This is a genomic window from Rhizobium sp. YTU87027 (assembly GCF_050644135.1).
Lineage (GTDB): Bacteria > Pseudomonadota > Alphaproteobacteria > Rhizobiales > Rhizobiaceae > Rhizobium.
The window spans coordinates 3,230,277-3,250,979 of the sequence record NZ_CP098440.1 but is presented as its reverse complement, the minus strand read 5'-3'; the positions used below and the strand labels follow the sequence as shown (position 1 = coordinate 3,250,979).

19 protein-coding genes are annotated in these 20,703 nt (G+C 58.9%); 11 read left to right on the top strand and 8 right to left on the bottom strand.

Annotated features, from left to right (window positions below; translation table 11 throughout):
- Nucleotides 1-125: 125 nt before the first annotated feature.
- Nucleotides 126-1,670, top strand: coding sequence for a M48 family metalloprotease (locus NBG89_RS16115; RefSeq protein WP_431320766.1), 1,545 nt, complete (start codon nucleotides 126-128; stop codon nucleotides 1,668-1,670).
- Nucleotides 1,671-1,721: 51 nt separating this feature from the next.
- Here the strand turns inward: NBG89_RS16115 and NBG89_RS16110 are convergent, their stop codons facing one another.
- From NBG89_RS16110 to NBG89_RS16090, 5 genes are all read right to left on the bottom strand, one after another.
- Complete coding sequence (locus NBG89_RS16110) at nucleotides 1,722-2,585, bottom strand: RNA polymerase factor sigma-32 (protein ID WP_007528357.1); 864 nt, start codon at nucleotides 2,583-2,585, stop codon at nucleotides 1,722-1,724.
- A 381-nt stretch (nucleotides 2,586-2,966) separates the two neighbouring features.
- On the bottom strand, nucleotides 2,967-3,539 hold the full coding sequence (locus NBG89_RS16105) for a CarD family transcriptional regulator (protein ID WP_007528356.1): 573 nt from the start codon (nucleotides 3,537-3,539) through the stop codon (nucleotides 2,967-2,969).
- A gap of 398 nt (nucleotides 3,540-3,937) precedes the next feature.
- Entirely contained in the window at nucleotides 3,938-4,276 is a 339-nt protein-coding gene (fdxA, locus tag NBG89_RS16100) for a ferredoxin FdxA (protein ID WP_431320765.1), read from the bottom strand.
- 194 nt (nucleotides 4,277-4,470) lie between these two features.
- Nucleotides 4,471-4,875, bottom strand: a complete 405-nt coding sequence (locus NBG89_RS16095) for an RNA-binding S4 domain-containing protein (RefSeq protein WP_431320764.1) — start codon at nucleotides 4,873-4,875, stop codon at nucleotides 4,471-4,473.
- A 4-nt stretch (nucleotides 4,876-4,879) separates the two neighbouring features.
- Nucleotides 4,880-7,918 (bottom strand): helicase-related protein, encoded by a 3,039-nt coding sequence (locus NBG89_RS16090; RefSeq protein WP_431320763.1) that lies wholly within the window; start codon nucleotides 7,916-7,918, stop codon nucleotides 4,880-4,882.
- 514 nt (nucleotides 7,919-8,432) lie between these two features.
- On the opposite strand from NBG89_RS16090, the gene NBG89_RS16085 reads away from it, so the two are divergent.
- Together NBG89_RS16085 and NBG89_RS16080 are read left to right on the top strand one after the other, a co-directional pair.
- Entirely contained in the window at nucleotides 8,433-8,588 is a 156-nt protein-coding gene (locus tag NBG89_RS16085; RefSeq protein WP_088693054.1) for a DUF3309 family protein, read from the top strand.
- Between the two features lie 27 nt (nucleotides 8,589-8,615).
- The gene (locus tag NBG89_RS16080; RefSeq protein ID WP_007794616.1) at nucleotides 8,616-8,879 is read left to right on the top strand and encodes a YMGG-like glycine zipper-containing protein; all 264 of its coding nucleotides are present in this window, start codon (nucleotides 8,616-8,618) and stop codon (nucleotides 8,877-8,879) included.
- A 167-nt stretch (nucleotides 8,880-9,046) separates the two neighbouring features.
- Here the strand turns inward: NBG89_RS16080 and efp are convergent, their stop codons facing one another.
- Nucleotides 9,047-9,616 (bottom strand): elongation factor P, encoded by a 570-nt coding sequence (gene efp, locus NBG89_RS16075; RefSeq protein ID WP_018855880.1) that lies wholly within the window; start codon nucleotides 9,614-9,616, stop codon nucleotides 9,047-9,049.
- A gap of 151 nt (nucleotides 9,617-9,767) precedes the next feature.
- Here efp and epmA point away from each other — a divergent pair, with 151 nt between their 5' ends.
- The 7 genes from epmA (at nucleotide 9,768) to NBG89_RS16040 (ending at nucleotide 17,952) form a co-directional block, all read left to right on the top strand.
- A complete protein-coding gene (gene epmA, locus NBG89_RS16070; RefSeq protein WP_431320762.1) occupies nucleotides 9,768-10,835 on the top strand; it encodes an EF-P lysine aminoacylase EpmA in 1,068 nt (355 codons plus the stop codon).
- Nucleotides 10,832-11,884 carry a lysine-2,3-aminomutase-like protein gene (locus NBG89_RS16065; RefSeq protein ID WP_431320761.1) on the top strand — a complete coding sequence of 351 codons (1,053 nt, stop codon included), beginning with the start codon at nucleotides 10,832-10,834 and terminating at the stop codon, nucleotides 11,882-11,884. The genes epmA and NBG89_RS16065 overlap by 4 nt, the downstream gene beginning before the upstream one ends.
- Before the next feature lie 260 nt (nucleotides 11,885-12,144).
- Nucleotides 12,145-12,396 carry an acyl carrier protein gene (locus tag NBG89_RS16060; protein WP_431320760.1) on the top strand — a complete coding sequence of 84 codons (252 nt, stop codon included), beginning with the start codon at nucleotides 12,145-12,147 and terminating at the stop codon, nucleotides 12,394-12,396.
- On the top strand, nucleotides 12,397-13,578 hold the full coding sequence (locus tag NBG89_RS16055) for an acyl-CoA dehydrogenase family protein (protein ID WP_431320759.1): 1,182 nt from the start codon (nucleotides 12,397-12,399) through the stop codon (nucleotides 13,576-13,578).
- Nucleotides 13,579-13,582: 4 nt separating this feature from the next.
- Nucleotides 13,583-14,491 (top strand): amino acid--[acyl-carrier-protein] ligase, encoded by a 909-nt coding sequence (locus tag NBG89_RS16050; RefSeq protein ID WP_431320758.1) that lies wholly within the window; start codon nucleotides 13,583-13,585, stop codon nucleotides 14,489-14,491.
- An 8-nt stretch (nucleotides 14,492-14,499) separates the two neighbouring features.
- Nucleotides 14,500-15,462, top strand: a complete 963-nt coding sequence (locus tag NBG89_RS16045) for a DUF1839 family protein (protein WP_431320757.1) — start codon at nucleotides 14,500-14,502, stop codon at nucleotides 15,460-15,462.
- A gap of 15 nt (nucleotides 15,463-15,477) precedes the next feature.
- Entirely contained in the window at nucleotides 15,478-17,952 is a 2,475-nt protein-coding gene (locus NBG89_RS16040; RefSeq protein ID WP_431320756.1) for a glycoside hydrolase family 2 protein, read from the top strand.
- Nucleotides 17,953-17,992: 40 nt separating this feature from the next.
- Here the strand turns inward: NBG89_RS16040 and NBG89_RS16035 are convergent, their stop codons facing one another.
- Together NBG89_RS16035 and NBG89_RS16030 are read right to left on the bottom strand one after the other, a co-directional pair.
- Nucleotides 17,993-18,229, bottom strand: a complete 237-nt coding sequence (locus NBG89_RS16035; RefSeq protein WP_016556708.1) for an Lrp/AsnC ligand binding domain-containing protein — start codon at nucleotides 18,227-18,229, stop codon at nucleotides 17,993-17,995.
- Nucleotides 18,230-18,295: 66 nt separating this feature from the next.
- Nucleotides 18,296-19,186, bottom strand: coding sequence for a LysR family transcriptional regulator (locus tag NBG89_RS16030; RefSeq protein ID WP_431320755.1), 891 nt, complete (start codon nucleotides 19,184-19,186; stop codon nucleotides 18,296-18,298).
- Between the two features lie 220 nt (nucleotides 19,187-19,406).
- Between NBG89_RS16030 and NBG89_RS16025 the strand changes: the two genes are divergently transcribed.
- Complete coding sequence (locus NBG89_RS16025; RefSeq protein WP_431320754.1) at nucleotides 19,407-20,690, top strand: NAD(P)/FAD-dependent oxidoreductase; 1,284 nt, start codon at nucleotides 19,407-19,409, stop codon at nucleotides 20,688-20,690.
- Nucleotides 20,691-20,703 lie beyond the last annotated feature (13 nt).

The following is a 20,703-nucleotide window of genomic DNA, read 5'->3' as shown; positions in this document are numbered from 1 at the left end:
GATGCGGAAATCAGTTACAGCAAAGACTTGTGTCCCCGATTGTGCAGTGCAAGAACGGGGACGGACGCCTGTTGAATCACCATGAGACCGACCGGGTCGCGGAAGCGGACCGGCCGACAAGCAAAATGACTTGGAGAGCCAGACTGGACAGTATGCCGACGTGGAAATTCCCCGCGCCTTCCAGTGATTTGCTCTCGTCTGCGTGCCGCTTGGTACAACGGGTGTCATTTGTGTGTGCGACAAGCGTTGCGTTGTACGGCTGCCAATCCATTCTCGAGCAGTCCTATCAGCCAAGTGTTGCACCCTCCTCCAATCCGCAGATCGTCGATGAAGTGCAGAAGAACGATCCGCGCGCTGCCATGGGCGCCCGCGAGCATCCGCGCATCGTCGCGAGCTATGGCGGTGAATACAAGGACGCTAAGACCGAGCGCTTGGTTGCCCGTATCGCGGGCGCACTGACGGCGGTCTCGGAGAATCCGAGTCAGTCCTATCGCATCACCATCCTGAACTCGCCGGCTATCAACGCGTTTGCCTTGCCCGGCGGCTATCTCTATGTGACGCGTGGCTTGCTGGCGCTTGCCAACGACGCCTCCGAGGTCGCTGCTGTTCTTTCGCATGAGATGGGCCACGTTACCGCAAATCATGGCATCGAACGGCAGAAGCGCGAGGAAGCGGAAGTTATCGCCAGCCGTGTCGTTGCCGAAGTGTTGTCGAGCGACATTGCCGGAAAGCAGGCCCTGGCGCGTGGCAAGCTGCGACTGGCAGCGTTCTCGCGGCAACAGGAACTGCAGGCAGACGTGATCGGCGTCCGCATGCTCGGCGAAGCGGGCTACGATCCCTATGCTGCTGCGCGGTTCTTGGATTCCATGGCTGCCTATAGCCGTTTCATGTCGGTCGATCCTGAGGCGGATCAGAGCCTCGACTTCCTGTCCAGCCATCCGAACTCGGCACAGCGTATCGAACTTGCGCGCGACCATGCGCGTGCTTTCGGTCAGGAAGGCAAGGTTGGCGACACGGGCAGGGACTACTATCTCGACGGAATCGACGGCCTACTTTACGGCGACAGTCCGGAGGAAGGGTATGTGCGCGGTCAGACCTTCCTGCACGGTGGTCTCGGTATTCGCTTCGACGTGCCTCCTGATTTCAAGATCGACAACAAGGTCGAGGCGGTCATGGCGACCGGTCCCGGCGATGTTGCTATCCGTTTTGACGGCGTCGCTGATAATCAGAACCAGAGCCTGACGAACTACATCTCGAGCGGTTGGGTTACCGGCCTTGATCCGTCGACCATTCAGCAGATCACGGTCAATGGAATGGAGGCCGCGACGGCGCGGGCGAGCGCAGATCGCTGGGACTTCGACGTCACCGTCATCCGCAACAACGCACAGATCTTCCGGTTCCTGACGGCCGTGCCGAAGGGTAGCGCGACGCTGCAGCAAACCGCCGATGTATTGCGGGCAAGCTTCCGCCGCATGACCCCGGAAGAAACGGCTTCCTTGAAGCCATTGCGGGTCAGGGTCGTCAAAGTACGGCCGGGCGAGAACATCACGACGCTTGCTGCGCGGATGATGGGCACGGATCGCAAGCTCGATCTCTTCAAGCTTATCAATGCTTTGCCGACGGGTGCCTCCGTTTCTCCGGGCGACCGCGTCAAGATTATCGCGGAATAAAAAGAGGCCCGGCTTTCACCGGGCCAGTTCCATCACTGGGAGTAAGCTCTTTTAGGCGGATGCGGCCATATAGGGGTCCGCGCTGACGAGCGCGCTGCGCAGTTTCTCCATCGCCCGGCTTTCAATCTGCCGGACGCGTTCCTTGGAAATGCCGAGATCCGCGCCGAGTTCCTCAAGCGTAGCGCCGTCTTCCGCGAGCCGCCGGGCGCTGATGATCTTCATTTCACGCTCATTGAGGTGCTTTAGGGCAGAAGCGAGCCAGTTGCGGCGACGCTCGCCGTCGATCATGTTCGATACCTGCTCATCAGGCAGAGGCTCATCGCTGACGAGGAAGTCCATCTTCTCGGCGCTGTCGGCATCGCCGGAAACCGAAGGTGCCTGTAGCGAGGCGTCATTGCTTGAAAGTCTGGCATCCATCGTCTGGACGTCTGAAAGGCTGACGCCGAGCGCGGCCGCGATCTCCTGGTGGATGGATTGGAGCGTGAGCTGCGTGTCGCCCCTGGCGAGCTTGGCGCGCAGACGACGAAGATTGAAAAACAGAGCCTTCTGGGCAGAACTCGTACCACCGCGAACAATCGACCAGTTGCGAAGGATGTAGTCCTGAATGGAGGCTCGGATCCACCAGCTTGCATAAGTGGAGAAGCGGACATCACGCTCCGGCTCGAAGCGTGCCGCAGCCTCTAGCAGGCCGACGTAGCCCTCCTGCACAAGGTCGCTCATCGGCAGGCCAAAGTTACGAAATTTACCCGCCATGGAGATGACGAGGCGCATATGGGCCATGGCGATCTGATTGCGGGCGCCACGGTCATCATTGTTCTTCCAGCGGATTGCGAGATCGTGTTCCTCTTCGCGGGCAAGGTAGGGAGCCGCCATGGCGATTTTAATCATGCGCCGGTCTGCTGACATGTTCTTCATATCGGTCTCCTGAATTCAGGCGTGACGTGACGCCAAAAAAGGGCAAAGAATCCTTGCTTCCGGACATCGCTGCCCAGACCAAATTCATGTCTTGAACGTATAAAGGCCCCGAACTCTGGACGTTTCCAGACGGGGCCCTAGCTTAGGGTTATGCGCCGGTAATACGGCCGGGTAGGACCAGTTTCTTCAAGTTGCCGGATAGGCAGAACGTGGAAGGCATGATCCGCTCCTCATCGAACGTTTACAGGGATGCGAGCGTTCGAGGGTGATGTCAGTTCCCGACGCGGTCCGCAGCTACATCCTTGAAACGCGCGAGCACTGAAAAAGTTCCAATAAAAAACCCGGCGCTAGGCCGGGTTTTTTGCAGAAAAAACAGAAAGCTTACGCAGCTTCATCCTGAGATTCGTCTTCTTCGATTGCCTTGCCGCGCTTCGGACCCTTGTTAAGGTTGGTCTCTACGAGGCGGACAGCTTCGGTTTCCGACATCTTGTTCACGGCAGCGATTTCGCGTGCCATGCGGTCAAGAGCAGCTTCATAAAGCTGACGTTCGGAATAGGACTGTTCCGGCTGGTTCTCGGCGCGATAGAGGTCGCGGACAACTTCAGCGATGGAAATGAGGTCGCCGGAATTGATCTTGGCATCATATTCCTGGGCGCGACGGGACCACATGGTACGCTTGACGCGCGCCTTGCCCTGCACAACCTTCAACGCACGCTCGACGAAATCGGTTTCGGAGAGCTTACGCATGCCGATGCTCATGGCCTTAGCGACCGGCACTTTCAGGCGCATCTTGTCCTTCTCAAAATCGATAACGAAAAGTTCAAGCTTCATGCCTGCTACTTCTTGCTCTTCGATGGCGCTGATGGTACCGACGCCATGTGCGGGGTACACGATCGATTCACCGGTCTTGAAGCCGTGACGTGCGGAAGAAGGTTTTTTCTGCTGGGTCGTCATTCTATTCAAACACTCCCTGTTACGCTTCCGGCTGCAGCCGGAGCCGGGTCAGTCAGGCCCGGATGAGACGGTCAGATCCGTCGGGTGACTTACTTCTGGTCCCACTGGACAAAAACAAACACATCCATGCGCACAAGCTTAGAACCTCACGGCTCAAGGCGTTGATATGTCACGGAAACCGCGTTTTTGGATTTGTTTTGCTTTCGTGGTGGTTTGGGCATGCTTCATGCCGCAAATGGATCAGTATGAGGAAGCTATCACAAAAATATGAGGAAATCAATAATTTACTGCGGCTGAGTCATGCGCGCAACACATGACACCCATATGCCGCAGGCACACTTCAGCTATTTTTCTTGGTCACTGAACCCGGTTTCAGGCCTAAGCTTGGAACTCTAGTATCAGTCGCCGGCTCCTGGCTTCTCCGAGAAGTACTTCTCGAACTTGCCGCTTTCGCCGTCCATTTCCTTTGCTTCGGGCATGGCATCCTTCTTGACCGTGATGTTCGGCCAGATGCTGGCATACTCGGCGTTGATCTTGAGCCACTTGTCGAGGCCTGGCTCCGTGTCCGGCTTGATCGCCTCGGCGGGACATTCCGGCTCGCAAACACCACAGTCGATGCACTCGTCAGGATGGATGACGAGGAAGTTTTCGCCTTCATAGAAGCAGTCAACGGGGCAGACTTCCACGCAGTCGGTATATTTGCAGCGAATGCAATTGTCGGTCACGACATAGGTCATGAAGAACTCCAGGACTTCCATACAATGGGGCCGGGCAACCTGGAACGTCGCGCGTTTCCCCCAACCGGAAAGGAAGCGGTGAGATGCTTGGGAGGCAGTCACGCTATCCGGCAAGTTGATTGTCACGTATCGGCTTTATCTGCGGATTTCAAGAATAAAGAAATCGCAAAACCCCGCAGTTCGGACAGAGTTTTCTAATCCTCGTCCGACATCAGCTTGTCGATTGCACGGCGTTCCTTTTTTGTGGGTCGCCCTGCTCCCGTTGCCCGCATTGCCTGCTCATAAGGTGTGAGGCGCTTCACCTCGTCGGGTGGCGGCGTCAGATCCTCATAAAGCAGCCGGGCTTCCTCATAGGGGCCGCGTCGCTCACCGCCTGATTTGACGATGAGGACAACATCTCGCCGCTCGAGCGCCAGTTCGACCCTGTCGCCCACCTTGACCATCTGACTCGGCTGAAGGGCACGCTCGCCGTTAATCCTGACATGCCCGGATTGAATATGGCTTTGTGCCAGCGAGCGCGATTTAACCATGCGCGTGAAGAACAGCCACTTGTCGATGCGTTGCCGCGAACCGCTTCCTGGCTGTGTCTCCCCGCCCATCCGCTTACTTTTTCATTTGCTCCTTCAAGGCAGCGAGCTTCGCGAAAGGAGAATCCGGATCGATCGGCTTTTCCTTACGCGGGGGCTTTGCCTCGAAGCGCAACGGCTGTGGGCCGCCACGGTTGTTGTTGCGATCCTTGCGGTCGCCACGGTCCTGACGGTCGCCGCGCTGCTCGTTGCGGTCGCCGCGTCCCTGATGTGGCTTGCCGCCATCCTTGCCATGATGCTGGCGATTGCCGTCGCGGCCTTCTCCACCTGCACCGCCCTGGCGGCGATGGTCGGATCCGCGGTCCTGGCCGCGATTGTTGCCGCCACGGCGTTCGCCTGGGTTGCGAGCCTGGCGCTGATTGTCCGTACGGCCACCGAGGCGCCAGAGAAGAACAGGCTTCGGCTCCTCCGCTTCTTCGGAGTTTGCGGCGACCGGTTGTTCGGTAGCCACCGCTTCAACAACACCTGGAGCTTCCGAAGCGGTTTCTTCCGATGCGCTGTCGGCATCGTCGTGATCCGCCTTCTCTGCATTGTCCTCAGCCGTAGTCTCGGTTGCGGGCGTTGCTGCAGCGTCTTGGGCCGACAGATGGGCGGCCGCCTCCTCTGCCTTAACAGCATCGGCGCGATAGCCGAGTCCCTTCAGGATCTCTTCCATGTCCTCCAACGTTGCGCCAAGGATCGAAAGCATGGCGGTCGTCGTCGTGAAACGGCGCCCGTCATATGCGCCTTCCGGACGATTGGCCTGGCCCGGCTTCCACTGGAGCAGAGGGCGAATGATATCGGCCAGACGCTCCAGGATGTCGATGCGCACTGCACGTTTGCCAAGGAACCGGAAGCCGGCCAGCTTGTAGAAGGTGCGCTCGAAACCTGGATCGGTGACAACCGACGTGCGGCCTGCGGCCAGCACGGGAATGAGATCGCCATAGCCGGGCTTGTCGAGACCGTCGTTCTTCAGTGCCCAGAGGAGCGTGATGAGCTCTGCCGGGGCGGGTTTCAGAAGGGCGGGGACGAAGATGTGGTAGGCGCCGAACCGGACACCGTAGCGGCGCATCGAAGCGCGCGCATCCTGATCCAGCGACTTTACCTCTTCAGTCACATCGCGCCGGAACAGCACGCCGAGGTTCTCGACGAGCTGAAATGCCAGGCCCTTTGCCAGACCCTGCAGATCCTCCGCGCGAGACAGGTCATCAAGCGGTTTCAGAACGGTGCTGATATGATGATTTACAAAGCGCTCGATACGAGCGGCCACGTGGTCGCGGGCATTGCCGGTCAGCTGCTCATCGGCGAGGATGATGACGCGCGGACGCATGACATGATCGCTGCCTGTCAGGCGCGCCACCGGGTCGCCCAACCAGCGGATCGAACCGTCGGAGCTGATCGCGAGATCGCCATTGCCGGCTGCATGGAGGCGAGCCGCGCGTGCCTCGAATTCCAGAGCGAGCGCCTTCTGCGAGGCAGACTGAACGGCCTTAGCGTCCGGTCCCTCCGCTCCCGAAATGGGCGTGAACCGGAATCCCGACAGTTGCCCCACATGATGTCCTTCAACGAAGACATCGCCATTTACACTGATTTCAGCTTCCAGCATCGCATTCTCTCTCAGGCGCTTCATGAGCACAGATGTCCTGCGATCAACAAAGCGTTTCGTCAACCTTTCATGTAACGCATCGGACAATCGATCTTCGATTTCCCGCGTCTTTTCCTGCCAGTGTGTCGGATCGGCAAGCCAATTGGGCCGATTCGATACATAGGTCCAAGTCCTTATCTGCGCGATTCGCGCCGAAAGCGTGTCAATCTCACCGTCTGTTCGATCCGCGCGATGCACCTGCTCGGCAAGGAAGTCCTCGTTTACCGTGCCATAGCGGACGAGATCGGAAAAGAGGGTGGAAATCAGATCGGCGTGTTGGGCCGGTGCGATGCGTCGATAGTCCGGAAGCGCACAGGCCTCCCACAACTTCTCGACGCGCGCCGGGTTATTGGCAAGATCGATGATTTCGGGGTAGCGCGACAGGTGCTCCAGCGCTTGCTGGTCGACGGCGGGCAGAGCGCGTGTCAGGCCGGAGACCGTCGGACCGGTCTCAAGGCTCGTGCGCAACGCGTGAAGCGAGCCGAAGTCGAGGTTCTTGGTACGCCACTGCAGCACCTTCACATTGTCGAACTCGTGGCCTTCGATGCGTTCGACCAGTTCCTCATCAAAGGGATCGACCTGGCCGGTGACACCAAACGTCCCGTCGCGAACATGCCGTCCGGCGCGGCCGGCAATCTGCCCGAGCTCGGCGGGATTGAGATTGCGAAACTGATAGCCGTCGAATTTGCGATCTTGCGCGAAGGCGACATGATCGACGTCAAGATTGAGACCCATACCGATCGCGTCCGTTGCGACCAGATATTCCACGTCTCCGGCTTGATAGAGCGCTACCTGCGCATTGCGGGTGCGTGGACTGAGAGCTCCGAGAACGACTGCTGCTCCGCCGCGCTGTCTGCGGATCAACTCGGCAATCGCATAGACTTCGTCGGCGGAGAACGCGACGATCGCCGAGCGTTGCGGCAGGCGAGTGATCTTCTTCTGACCCGCATAGAACAGGTGGGAAAGGCGCGGCCGTTCGACGACGGTGATTCCGGGGAGCAGTTGCTGCAGGATCGGGCGCATGGTACCGGCGCCGAGCAACAGCGTTTCGTCGCGGCCGCGCAAGTGAAGAATACGGTCCGTGAAGATGTGTCCTCGCTCGAGGTCACCGGCGAGTTGAACTTCATCGATAGCGACGAAAGCGGCTTTGGTCTCGCGTGGCATTGCCTCGACAGTACAGACCGAAAAGCGGGCGTTGGGAGGTGATATCTTCTCTTCGCCCGTCACCAACGCAACGTTTTGAACCCCGACCTTTTCGGCGACACGTGTATAGACCTCACGCGCCAGCAGCCGTAGCGGCAGCCCGATCACGCCGGTGCCATGAGCAACCATGCGCTCAATGGCATAATGCGTCTTGCCGGTATTGGTTGGTCCGAGCACCGCGGTTACTCCGCGCCCACTCAGTATCATCGGCTGCGATGTCAGTGTCATGGTCCTGCAGATGAGGCGAGGGTGCCCCAGATCAAGTCAGCTCCTCTCCGAAGCAGACAACACATGGACAGCCATTGCCCTAAACGCAAGTGCTGATTTGAATTTACTCTGCGGTTTCTGTTGCGCGAAAAGCTTGCAGATTGCTCGTTTTGCGATTCGGAACAGCTTGAGAACGAATCGGAGACGAATCGCTGACTCCGGCTGATTCAGTGTTTGTTCACGGCTAAGTATTGATTTTGAATCACTTTTTCCCACAAGATGCTGAATCGCGAGATTCGCGCTATACGTGCGACTCGCTTTGCATCCGGGCTGTCAACAGCCCTTGGCGGAAAATCGACGATCCATTTGGGCTCGAGTCTCGCCTGATGATGTCAACGTTACTCACCGGAAGCGAAAACGGGGCCTGATTGAGTGGTTTTCCCGCCAAAGTGGAACGGTTGATACATTTGGAACAAAAAACGGTGATGTGTGTTTCTTGTCCATTCCAGGTGTAATGAGGCTGAGGACTTGAACCATGCTTGGCACGATACTTCTGATTATCCTTATTCTGCTGTTGATCGGCGCCTTACCGAATTGGGGCTATAGCCGCGGATGGGGCTATGGACCTTCGGGCGGTTTGGGGCTAGTTCTCCTGATTATTATTATTCTTGTGCTGCTCGGTCGTATCTAAACGACGGAAAAAACTGGGAGATATGTCATGATGAAGAAGATTGTACTCATTGGCGCCCTCGTTGGCGCACTTGCTTCCTGCACGGCGACCGAGCAGGGCACCGCAATCGGTGCCGGTACAGGCGCCATTATCGGTGGTGCTGTTAGCAACAGTTGGGGTGGCGCTGCAGTGGGTGCTGTTGCCGGTGGTCTTGCTGGCGCATTGATCGGCCAGTCCGTTGAGCGCCGTGGCTACTGCGTCTACCGGGATCGGTATGGCCGTCGCTACGAGGCACGTTGCCCGCGCTACTAAAGCCCAGGCCGGCGTTCGGCGGCCTTATCATTTTTGAAATCGAAAGCGCCGTCTTGAGCCGGCGCTTTTTGTTTGAACGGTGGTCGCGATACGAACGTAGCCACTGACAAGAAAAAGGCCGCGTCGTTTCCGAAGCGGCCGTGGTTTCTCAGCGCTGAAGCGGACGATCAGTCCTTTGCGCGCTCGACGTAGGAATTGTCTTCCGTCGCGATAACGACGCGCGTGCCGGCGTTGATGTGCGGAGGCACCATGGTGCGCACGCCGTTCGACAGCATTGCCGGCTTGTAGGAGGACGAAGCCGTCTGGCCCTTAACAACCGGCTCGGTTTCCGTGATTTCGAGGGTCACGTGGCGCGGCAGTTCGAGCGCAAGCGGAACGCCTTCATGGATTGACAGGATGCAGGTCATGCCTTCCTGCAGATAGGCCTTCTGATCGCCCATCGTTTCATCGTTCACGACCACCTGATCATAGGTCGCCGGGTTCATGAAGTGGAACCCTTCGCCATCCTCATAAAGATACTGGAAGTTCACGTCTTCGACGAAGGCGCGCTCGACCTGTTCGGTCGTACGCCAGCGCTCGGAGACCTTGACGCCGTCAACGATACGACGCATGTCGACCTGTGTAACCGGCGTGCCCTTGCCCGGATGAAAGTTCTGGGCCGTCAGAACGACGTAGAGCTTGCCATCCACGTCGAGAACGTTGCCCTTGCGGACGGAAGAGGCGATGACCTTGACCATTAAGACTTCCTTGTAACTCGGCTTTTGGCGTCGTAGAGGACTGTCGATACAGCCCCGGAGACGCGATTGATTGTTCTTTGGGGGCGCAACTAACCTAAAATCCGGCAAATAGCCAGCCCCAGCGTTGGACAGGTCAGTCAGGATGATGCCAATGAATCCCTCAATCGCCAAAGTCTCGTCGTGGTGGACGCCGAGCGTGCATTTGGACCGCCGCCCGTTCCTGATTGGACGCAATGCGATCCAGTCTTCACTGCGCGGCTACTTCCTGAGCGAGGATTTTCTTGAGGTCGACACCGCCACGCTGCAGGTGTCGCCGGGCAACGAGGCACATCTTCACGCATTTGCCACCGAGGCTTTGACGACGGACGGCCAGACGGCGGCGCCGCTCTACCTGCATACCTCACCTGAGTTCGCCTGCAAGAAGCTGCTTTCGGCCGGCGAACAGCGCATCGCCTGTTTTGCCCACGTCTATCGCAACCGCGAGCGCGGCCCTCTGCACCACCCGGAATTCACCATGCTCGAGTGGTATCGCGTGGGCGAAAGCTATGAGAGCCTGATGATGGACTGCGTTCGGATCCTGGCGCTGGCTGCGGAAACCATGAAGACGACGCGGCTCACCTATAGGGGCCGGGATTGCGATCCGTTTGCCGGACCGGAGCGGATCAGTGTCGCCGCAGCTTTCGAGCGCTACGCCGGCATTGATTTGCTGGCCTCCGTTTCCGCCGATGGTGCGACGGATCGGGCGCATCTCGCTGACCAAGTGAAGCGGACCGGAATGCGCGTTGCAGACGACGATGGCTGGGCGGATTTGTTCAGCCGCGTGCTGGTCGAAAAGGTTGAGCCTCATCTGGGTTTCGACCGTGTGACCATTCTTGACGAATATCCGGTGTCGGAAGCGGCACTGGCGCGCCCATCGGCGCTTGATCCCCGTGTTGCCGAACGTTTCGAGGTCTATGCCTGCGGCGTCGAGCTTGCAAACGGCTTCGGCGAGCTTACCAATGCAGCGGAACAGCGCCGCCGCTTCGAGATCGAGATGTCTGAAAAAGCTCGTATCTACGGCGAAAGCTATCCTCTCGATGAGGATTTTCTGGACGCGCTTGCCATCATGCCCGAGGCAAGCGGCATCGCTCTTGGCTTCGATCGGCTGGTGATGCTGACAACCGGGGCCTCGCGGATCGATCAGGTGATGTGGGCTCCGGTCGCGGAGTACGGCAGATGAACAGCAACGGGCCTATCAAGACGGTCGAAGGGCTGGAACGCGCAGGACTGCTGGGTCAGAGAGACCGGGACGCGCTGAGTGATGTCGCCGCGCGCTATGCCATTGCATTGACTCCGACTGTTGCAGGTTTGATCGACCGAGGCGATGATTCAGATCCAATCGCCCGGCAATTCGTTCCTGAGCCGGCCGAGCTGATCACGACGCCCGAAGAGCGCGCCGACCCGATCGGCGACGAAGCCCATAGTCCCGTACAGGGGATCGTTCATCGCTATCCGGATCGGGTGCTGTTGAAGGCCGTGCACGTCTGCCCGGTCTACTGTCGCTTCTGTTTTCGCCGCGAGATGGTCGGTCCGCAGGGCTTGGGCACGCTTGACCCCAATGCAATGTCTGCGGCCTTCGCCTACATCCGCGACCATAAGGAAATCTGGGAAGTGATCCTGACGGGCGGCGATCCGCTCGTGTTGTCGCCGCGACGGCTGGAAGAAATTCTTCGCGAACTGGCATCGATCGACCACGTGAAGATCGCGCGGTTCCATACCCGGGTTCCCGTGGTTGATCCGTCAAAAGTGGATGCGGCCCTGATTGCGGCCCTCAGAGCAAGCGGCAAGACCGTCTACGTGGCGCTGCATGCCAATCATCCGCGCGAACTGAGCGATGAGGCGCGCGCGGCATGTGCCCGCCTGATTGATGCCGGAATGGTCATGGTCAGCCAGTCGGTGCTTCTGAAGGGCGTCAATGATGATCCGACAGTACTTGCAGAGTTGATGAAGGCCTTCGTCGAGACGCGTGTAAAACCTTACTACCTGCACCATCCGGACCTGGCTCCCGGCACAAGCCATTTTCGACTGACGATCGAAGAAGGACAGAAGATAGTCGCCGCTTTGCGCGGCCGGATTTCCGGCCTCTGCCAACCCACCTACATACTCGATATCCCCGGTGGCCATGGCAAGGTCGTGATAGGCGAACAGTCGATCAGAGAGATGGGTGAAGGTTGCTATTCTGTGTCGGATTATCGCGGTGTCGAGCACTTATATCCGCCGGGAGCTTAGTAAAAAAGGTGCGAGCGAAGTGTTGTTCTTGGACACAGTGTTGCCAGACCTCTGATGGCGCGAAAATATATGACTCAGTCAAGATATTGAAATCCAACGTAAGTTCCGCTTCCTCCCGTTTCTCTTCTAAGAATTTAGCTGAGGTGATTAGCTCACTTTAACTACGTCATTTAGGAGAATTTTGTCTTTTCCAGACTACGCCTATCGCGAGAACAAGGCAGTTTCGCCACTCGAGATATGATCATCTTGGAGAAGTCATAATGAATACTACGATCCGTGAGCTCCTCGTCAAATTCGGAAAGCTTCCCGTTTCTGTTGACCAAGTCGCCGACGATGCCGACCTCTATGCCGTGGGCTTAACTTCCTTCGCTTCGGTGCAGCTTATGCTTGGCATCGAAGAAGCCTTTGACATCGAATTTCCCGACAATCTCCTCAATCGCAAGTCTTTCGCCAGCATTTCGGCGATCTCGAAGACCGTCGACCAGATCAAAGATAGCCGGAAGGTCGCCTAAATGAACTTTCCGGTCAAAATCACGGAAGAAGATCTTGCCGCCAGAGTCGCCCGCGTGTCCGCGATCGCGGCAAGGCATGCGGACTCCGTCGATTTTGACGGGAGGTTCCCACACGAAGCCGTGGAGGCCATGAGGGCCGAGCGGTTGCTCGGAATTCAGATTCCACGCCACTTCGGCGGCGAAGGCGCGACGATCGCACGGATCGCCGAACTGTGCTCGATGCTTGGGCAGGCGTGTTCTGCGGCTGCCATGGTTTTCGCCATGCATCACATCAAGCTTTGCAGCCTGGTCGAGCACGGCGCCGAGAGCGAATGGCATCGGGCCTTTATGCAACGCGTGGCGGCCGAGCAATTGCTGATTGGGTCGGCGACGACCGAAGGTGGCATTGGCGGCAACCTCAGGAACAGCATCTGCGCGATCGAGGTGGATGGCGATACCTGCCGTCTGGAGAAAGACGCCACCGTCATATCCTACGGCTCCTACGCCGATGCGATCATGATTACGTCGCGCGCCCATGCCAATGCGGCTTCTTCCGATCAGGTTCTGACCGTTTTTCTCAAGGAGCAGTACACGCTGGAAAAAACCCACGCGTGGGATACGCTCGGCATGCGGGGCACGTGCTCGGATGGCTTCCTCTTCAGCGGCGAGGCGCCCACAGCGCAAATCCTTCCGAAGCCCTTCGCGGAGATCGCGGCCCAATCGATGCTGGCGTCGTCGCACCTTCTTTGGAGCGGCGTGTGGTATGGCATCGCCGTCGACGCTGTGGGTCGCGCCCAGGCGTTCGTGCGAGCAGCGGCGCGCAAGTCACCAGGGGCGCCACCGCCCGGAGCCCTGCGGTTGGCCGAGGTCTCCAACCTTCTGCAGATGGTTCGCTCGAACGTCGTCGCCGGCCTGAAGGCCTACGAAGATGCCAAGAGCGACGCGGACAAGCTTTCCTCGATGGGCTTCGCTGTCACGATGAACAACGTGAAGATTGCCTCGTCGGAGACGATTCTCGAGATCGTCAATCACGTGATGCTGATTTGTGGGATCATGGGTTACAAGAACGGCACGCCATTCAGCGTCGGCCGGCACCTGCGCGATGCCCATTCCGCACAACTCATGATCTCGAACGACCGCATCCTCGGCAACACGTCGAGCATGCTTCTTGTCCACAAGCAGGACACTAGCTTACTGGGGTGACGACATGGACGTGCAGACAACGTTTCTGGACAGGCTTTTTGAATCGGGTCTCTTGATCGATACGGGCGTTGACGGTCTTTACGGACGCAGCGGACAGTTTGAAGACGTGATTGCCGCCTTCGAGCGCCTGATCGACAAGTTCGGCGGCGCCGATGGCGCTGAAGCGATGCGTTTTCCGCCCGGAATGAACCGTGCCTTCTTCGAGAAGAGCGGTTACATGAAGAGCTTCCCGCAGCTCGCGGGCACGGTTCACAGTTTCTGCGGCAGTGAACTCGACCACATCAGCCTCCTTCAGTGCATGGAAGTGGGAGACGACTGGACGAAGGATCAGCAGGCAACCGACATCGTTTTGACTCCTGCTGCGTGCTATCCGCTCTATCCGACTGTTGCTCGCCGCGGCAAACTGCCGATGGGCGGCGGTCTCTTCGATCTGCAATCCTATTGCTTCCGCCACGAGCCTTCGCAGGATCCCGCGCGCCAGCAGCTTTTCCGCATGCGTGAATATATTTGCATGGGTACGGAGCAGCATGTCACGGATTTCCGGCAACGCTGGATGGATCGCGGCGTCGAAATGATGAAGGCAGTCGGCCTGGATGTGACGATTGATGTCGCGAACGACCCGTTCTTTGGCCGCGCCGGCAAAATGCTGGCCAATAATCAGCGCGATCAGAACCTGAAATTTGAACTGCTCATTCCGATCACTTCGGTTGCCAAGCCGACGGCCTGCATGAGCTTCAACTACCATCAGGATGCGTTTGGCACGAAATGGGAGCTATATCTCGAAGACGGCAGCGTTGCGCACACGGCTTGCGTTGGCTTCGGCCTTGAGCGCATCGCGCTCGCGCTGTTTCATCACCACGGGCTCGAGGTCAAGCATTGGCCTTCCAAGGTGCGTCAAGCGCTGTGGAGCTGAGCGCAGCGATGAGAGCCGTCTTTCCGCGGGTCCACCCGGATGGCTATCAGCCGCATCCGCTGCATTCCAGTGAGCGGATGTGGCCTGAAACCAATTGCTATGTCGACCTCTGGATCGAAGTGCTGAACGCCGTCGGCACCGCGCCGGAGGCGATGCTTGGCTTCACACTCACACAGGACTTCGAGGGCGATCAATTCACCTTCTTCAAGGTGCCCCTCGAGGATCTTGAGGCACTCTACGATATCCGCGTTACCGAACTTGCCATCTTCGACCGCGTCGAACGGCACATCGAGGTGCAGATTGCGCGCGGGCGCCTTTGCCTGATCGAGATGGACTCGTTCTATATGCCCGACACGCAGGGCACTGCCTATCGAACCGAGCATGGCAAGACCACCGTGGCAATCAACAGGTTCGATTTTGCCGGAAAGCGCGTCGAGTACTTTCACAACGGTGGTTATTTTCAGCTCGAGGGCGAAGACTTCGACGGCCTGTTCCAGCTTCACCTGACGCCAGAAGATCCGTTGTTCCTTCCGTACACGGAATTTGTAAAGCTTCCCGCCCGTATTCCTGAGGCTGCGCATGTCAGCACCACGGCGCGCAAACTCCTCGGACTTCACTTCGGTCGCCGGCCGGTCTCGAATCCTATCCTGGCTTTCGCCAAAGTGTTTCCGCAGCAGGTGGAAGCAGTGGCAGAGCGACCGTTTGGTTTCTTTCACAAATATGCGTTCAACACGCTACGCCAGTTTGGCGCCAATTTCGAACTTGCCGGTGATCATCTTGCCTGGCTCTCTGCCAATGAATTTTCGTCTGCCATTGATGACGCGCGCCGGATTTCCGAAGTTGCAAAGTCAGTGCAGTTCCAGCTCGCCCGGGCCGTGACGCGGAAGAAGTATGATCCACTGCGCACAGCGCTTGATCCGGCAGCCGATGCATGGGATTCCATGATGGCTTCGCTCAAGGAGCGCTTGTGAAGCCGGGAGTCTAGCATGCGGGGACGGTTGGCGAGTGTCGGTGCAGAGGAAACTCTGCTCGCCGAAGGCTGGAATCTGGTTCTTACGGAGCCGGGCGCTTGCGCAACGCCTCATGATATTCCCCTGTCCGCTCAGTTCATCGCTGCCGAAGTGCCGGGGACTGTCGCTTCGGCATTGGAAAAGGCGGGACGCTTCGATCGTGAAAATCCGGAGCCGCTCGATACCCGCGACGCGTGGTATCTCTGCCGCCTTTTTGACGCGCAGCCCGGCGATGTGATCCTGCGCTTCGAGGGCTTGGCGACACTGTGTCATGTCTTTCTCAATGGCCAGGAGATACTGGCGTCGGAAAGCATGTTCACCACGCACGAGATACCGGTGACGCTCTCCGGCGGCGACGAGCTGGCGCTGTGCTTCCGAGCCTTGGCGCCGAAGCTGACCGAACCCGGCCCACGCGCCCGCTGGCGTCCGCAGATGATCACGCCGCAAGGCCTGAAGAATGTTCGCACGACCTTGCTTGGGCGGATGCCGGGCTGGTGTCCGGAAATTCATGCGGTTGGTCCGTGGCGTCCCATCACGCTCGTGCGCCGCGATGTCGTTTCGATCGACAATGTCGCCGTTCGTGCCGTGCTTGAGGCGGACGGCACCGGGCGGTTGAGCGTTTCGCTTCACACGAATGTCGACAATCCGGATTTGACGCTTCGGTGTGGAGAGATCGAGCAGGCCTTTGAAAAGATTGGAGAGAGCCACTACTCGGCAATCCTGAAGCTGAAGGACGTCGATCTCTGGTGGCCGCACACGCACGGCGCGCCTCAACTTTACGATTACTCGATTGTCGTTGACGGTGTTGCCCATCACGCAGGGCGAACAGGTTTTCGGCGGATCGACGTCGATCGCGGCGCCCACGGAGATGATTTTGCACTGTTGATCAACGGCGAGCGCATCTTCTGCCGTGGTGCTGTTTGGACGACCGCCGATATTGTTCGGTTGCCGGGCGACAGAGCGGATTACGAGCCGTTGCTGTGCCTTGCAGCGGAGGCGGGCATGAACATGATTCGTATCGGCGGGACGATGGCCTATGAGACGCCGGAGTTCTTTCAACTCTGCGACGAACTCGGCCTGCTTGTCTGGCAGGACTTCATGTTCGCCAATTTTGACTATCCGAAGAACGACAAAGCTCTGACGGCGCATGTCCACGCGGAGGTCGAGGAATTCCTGCATGCCGTCCAGGGATGCCCGTCGCTGGCGGTTTTGTGCGGCGGCAGCGAGATCTACCAGCAGGCGGCCATGCTTGGATTGCCGCAGGACTATTGGTCGGGTCCGATCACGGAAGAGATCATTCCGGCGATTGCCGGGCGCATGCGGCCCGACGTCCCGTATGTGCCAAATTCACCTTCGGGCGGCGCAATGCCGTTTTCTGCGAATGTTGGGGTCACCCATTACTACGGCGTTGGCGCCTACATGCGACCGCTTGATGACGCGCGCCGTGCAAACATTCGCTTCGCGGCCGAGAGCCTGGCTTTCGCCCACGTGCCGCAGCAGAGAACGCTGCAACGCCATCTGGACGTGCCGCCGGTCCACAGTCCGCTATGGAAATCGCGGGTTCCCCGCGATCGTGGCGCCTCGTGGGATTTCGAGGACGTCAGGGATTTCTATCTGGCAGAACTCTATGGCGAGGATCCGGCGCGCCTCCGTCGTGAGAATCGCGAGCGGTACCTCGACCTTTCCCGTGTCGTCACCGGCGAAGTGGCCGAGGCGACCTTTGCCGAATGGCGACGCAAGGGATCGACCTGCAACGGCGCACTGGTCTGGACACTGCAGGATTTGATGCCTGGCCCTGGTTGGGGTGTGATTGATTCGACCGGCGAGCCGAAACCCATCTGGTACGCGCTAGGTCGCGCGTTCCGACCGGTGCAGGTTGTCGTCACCGACGAAGGCACGAACGGCCTCGATATTCACGTGCTAAACGAGACCGAGAACGCTCTTCAGCTTGATCTCGAGCTTGTTTGCTTGCGGCACGGCAGGCAGCACGTCGTCAGCGGCGGCCGCATTCTGGCTTTGGCCCCAAGGAGCTGCGAGACCTTTGCCGCCACCGATCTCTTTGGCGCGTTTTTCGACACGACTTACGCCTTCCGCTTCGGCTCGCCTTCCCATGACGTTGCCGTTGCTCGCTTGCGCCTGCCGGATGGCGGTCCAGTGGTTGCCGACGCCTTCCATTTTCCGTTGGGGCGCTCCAAGGCCTTCCATGATGCTGAAATCCAGGTTGCGGTGACGCGACAGGACGATGCATGGGGGCTCGATATCGCAGCCGACAGGTTCGCGCAGTCCGTTCACGTCAGTGTCGATGGCTATCGACCCGACGACGACTGGTTTCATCTTGCCCCCGGCGCTGCCAAACGCGTCCGGTTGCTTCCACTATCGGGGTCGGTGGATGGAGAAGCGCCTTCCGGTGAGATTACAAGCCTCGGCGGTTCACGAGCCGTCCCGTTTTAGGGCCCTTGCGGGAGACCGGAAGGCGGTTTCAAACGGCTGCTCAGAAGGCCTTGAAGGTCAGGGTTGTCAGCGAGCGCACGATGCCGGGGATGTTGGCGATGTTATCGTTGATGAATTTGCCAATGTCCTGCCCCTCTTCGATGTAGACCTTGAGCAGGAGGTCATAATCGCCACTCGTCGAATAGAGCTCCGAAACGCGCTCGGTCTGATAGATGGCATCGGCGACCTCGTAGGTCTTGCCTGGCGCGCATTGGAGCTGAACGAAAATTGGCTTCATGGGGAAGTTCCTGCATCTATTCTGGTTCGGCGTATAATGCTCGAAAGCGCCCTGTCGGCGCAAGCTTCAGATCGCGGCTTCGCGAACGATCCAGGCGCGAAATGCCTCCAGCGGGGCGTAGTCGGCTCGTTCCGGCGGATAGGCAAGATAGTAGTGCTCACTGCTTTCCGTTTCGCGATCAATGGCTGCAACCAGGTCTCCGCGTTTCAGCTCATCCTGAATCAGGAAAGTCGGCAGCAGCGCAACGCCGAGACCGGCCACCGCCGCTTGGGCGGCCGTCGCGAACTGATCAAAGAGCATACCGTGGACGCTTTGAAAGCTCACATCATTGTCTGCGAACCACCGCTCCCATGCATCCGGGCGCGTCGTCAGGTGCAGTAGTGGAGCTTCGAGCAGATCCTGTGCAGCGTTGATCGCGTGCCGGGTGCGAAATTCGGGGCTGCAGGCCGGGACGGTCTTCTCCGACATGAGAAACGTCAGCTCCGCACCAGGCCAATGCGCGTGACCGAAGTGAATGGCCGCGTCGATTGAATCGAGCCGGAAGTCGAAGGGCGACAATCGGGTGATGAGATTGATCGTTACCTCGGGATTGGCGGCGAGGAAGCTACCCAGCCGGGACGCCAACCATCGCGTCCCGAAGGTGGGGAGAATGGCCAGATTGAGCGTACCTCCATGCGGATTTGCGCGCAGGTTTAGCGACGCGCTTGAAATGCGTCGCAGTGCCTCGCGTATTTCGCGGGCGTAACCGTCGCCGGCAAGCGTCAGTCGCACGGTCTGGCGCTCGCGCACGAACAGTTCGACGCCGAGTTGCTCCTCCAGCGCCTTGATCTGGCGGCTGACGGCGCTCTGCGTGAGGTCGAGTTCGCGTGCGGCTGCCGTGACGCTACCGGTGCGAGATGCCGCCTCGAAGGCAACAAGCAAGGATGTCGACGGAAGAAAGCGTCGCGATGGCAGCATCCATCATTCCATTTCAGAATAAGCTATTTCCCAAATGTCGATATTTACTGCTTATCCGGCTTTGTAAAGTAATCCATCTGACGGAATCGGAATGAACTGGAACGCGATCGACCGGCCGGGTTTGCTGCTCCTGGCGGCGATCGGCAGCCTGTATCAGCGGTTTTACAAGCAATCGCACGGCGCTAGAATGTCGCCTGCCTAATGGATGGATTTTGATCGAATGCTGAACGATCCCCGTTCCCACGGCCTTTGGGAAAAAACCGCTCCCCAGCCACCTGTGACACCGTCGCTGGCTGGCGCCGTGAGCGCCGACGTCGTTGTTGTGGGGGGCGGCTATACCGGTCTTTCCTCCAGTCTTCATCTCGCCGAAGCGGGCTCGAAGGTCGTATTGCTGGAGGCCAAGGAGATCGGATTCGGCGGTGCGGGCCGCAACGTCGGCCTCATCAACGCCGGCATGTGGGTCATGCCGGATGACCTTCCGGGCGTTCTCGGCCCGGTCTACGGCGAACGTCTGCTCGACCTGCTGGGCAATGCACCAAAGCTTGTAATGGAGCTGATCGACAAGCACGGCATTGCCTGTGAGCTCGAACGGAACGGCACGCTTCACGTCGCTGTTGGCGAGAGTGGCTTGAAGGAGATCGAAGATCGCTCGCGGCAATGGGCGGTGCGCGGAGCGCCGGTGACGCTGCTGGACGCTGCCGAGACGGCCAAGCGTGTCGGCAGCAGTGCCTATACGGGTTCGTTGCTCGATATGCGCGCGGGTACGCTGCAGCCGCTCGCATATGCCCGAGGTCTCGCCCATGCAGCGGTCAAAGCTGGCGTTTCAATCCACACATCGAGCCCCGTCATCGCCACCGAGCGGAAAGGGAATCGCTGGGCCGTCAGGACCACCAAGGGCGAGGTGACGGCGGACTGGATCATCGTGGCGACTGATGCATACAGCACGGGTCCCTGGGAAGCAGTGCGCAACGAGCAGGTCCACCTGCCCTATTTCAATCTTGCGACCCGGCCACTTGGCGACAATTTGCGCCGCTCGATCCTTGCCGGGCGCGAGGGAGTTTGGGACACGAAGGAAATCCTCTCCTCCTATCGCATGGACCAGGCCGGGCGCCTGGTGTTCGGCAGTGTCGGTGCTTTACGCAATATTGGACTTGGTATCCACACGGCCTGGGCCAAACGCTCTTTGAAGAAGCTCTTTCCGCAGCTTGGCGATGTCGAGTTCGAATGCGAGTGGTATGGCAAGATTGGGATGACCGACAATGCGCTGCCGCGCTTCCACAGGTTCGCGCCGAATGTCGTTGGCTTCTCCGGCTATAATGGTCGGGGGATCGCGCCGGGCACCGTTTTCGGCCGCACGCTTGCCCAGCTTATCCTGGGGCAGACGACGGAAGCGGACCTGCCACTACCGCTTACCGCGCCGTCCGAGCCGAGCTTCCGCGCCGTGAAGGAAATGTGGTATGAAGCCGGCGCCCAAGTGGCCCATTTCGCCGACGCCCGCTTTTGAGAACCGAGGTTGA

Bases quoted from the DNA above. Each gene is read 5' to 3' on its own strand.
- NBG89_RS16055 (WP_431320759.1), top strand. From the start codon at position 12,397: ATGAACTTTCCGGTCAAAATCACGGAAGAAGATCTTGCCGCCAGAGTC.
- epmA (WP_431320762.1), top strand. From the start codon at position 9,768: ATGAATCCCTCAATCGCCAAAGTCTCGTCGTGGTGGACGCCGAGCGTG.
- NBG89_RS16060 (WP_431320760.1), top strand. From the start codon at position 12,145: ATGAATACTACGATCCGTGAGCTCCTCGTCAAATTCGGAAAGCTTCCC.
- NBG89_RS16030 (WP_431320755.1), bottom strand. From the start codon at position 19,186: ATGCTGCCATCGCGACGCTTTCTTCCGTCGACATCCTTGCTTGTTGCC.
- NBG89_RS16080 (WP_007794616.1), top strand. From the start codon at position 8,616: ATGATGAAGAAGATTGTACTCATTGGCGCCCTCGTTGGCGCACTTGCT.
- fdxA (WP_431320765.1), bottom strand. From the start codon at position 4,276: ATGACCTATGTCGTGACCGACAATTGCATTCGCTGCAAATATACCGAC.
- NBG89_RS16110 (WP_007528357.1), bottom strand. From the start codon at position 2,585: ATGAAGAACATGTCAGCAGACCGGCGCATGATTAAAATCGCCATGGCG.
- NBG89_RS16040 (WP_431320756.1), top strand. From the start codon at position 15,478: ATGCGGGGACGGTTGGCGAGTGTCGGTGCAGAGGAAACTCTGCTCGCC.
- NBG89_RS16105 (WP_007528356.1), bottom strand. From the start codon at position 3,539: ATGACGACCCAGCAGAAAAAACCTTCTTCCGCACGTCACGGCTTCAAG.
- NBG89_RS16045 (WP_431320757.1), top strand. From the start codon at position 14,500: ATGAGAGCCGTCTTTCCGCGGGTCCACCCGGATGGCTATCAGCCGCAT.
- NBG89_RS16050 (WP_431320758.1), top strand. From the start codon at position 13,583: ATGGACGTGCAGACAACGTTTCTGGACAGGCTTTTTGAATCGGGTCTC.
- efp (WP_018855880.1), bottom strand. From the start codon at position 9,616: ATGGTCAAGGTCATCGCCTCTTCCGTCCGCAAGGGCAACGTTCTCGAC.
- NBG89_RS16065 (WP_431320761.1), top strand. From the start codon at position 10,832: ATGAACAGCAACGGGCCTATCAAGACGGTCGAAGGGCTGGAACGCGCA.
- NBG89_RS16025 (WP_431320754.1), top strand. From the start codon at position 19,407: ATGCTGAACGATCCCCGTTCCCACGGCCTTTGGGAAAAAACCGCTCCC.
- NBG89_RS16085 (WP_088693054.1), top strand. From the start codon at position 8,433: ATGCTTGGCACGATACTTCTGATTATCCTTATTCTGCTGTTGATCGGC.
- NBG89_RS16095 (WP_431320764.1), bottom strand. From the start codon at position 4,875: ATGGGCGGGGAGACACAGCCAGGAAGCGGTTCGCGGCAACGCATCGAC.
- NBG89_RS16035 (WP_016556708.1), bottom strand. From the start codon at position 18,229: ATGAAGCCAATTTTCGTTCAGCTCCAATGCGCGCCAGGCAAGACCTAC.
- NBG89_RS16115 (WP_431320766.1), top strand. From the start codon at position 126: ATGACTTGGAGAGCCAGACTGGACAGTATGCCGACGTGGAAATTCCCC.
- NBG89_RS16090 (WP_431320763.1), bottom strand. From the start codon at position 7,918: ATGACACTGACATCGCAGCCGATGATACTGAGTGGGCGCGGAGTAACC.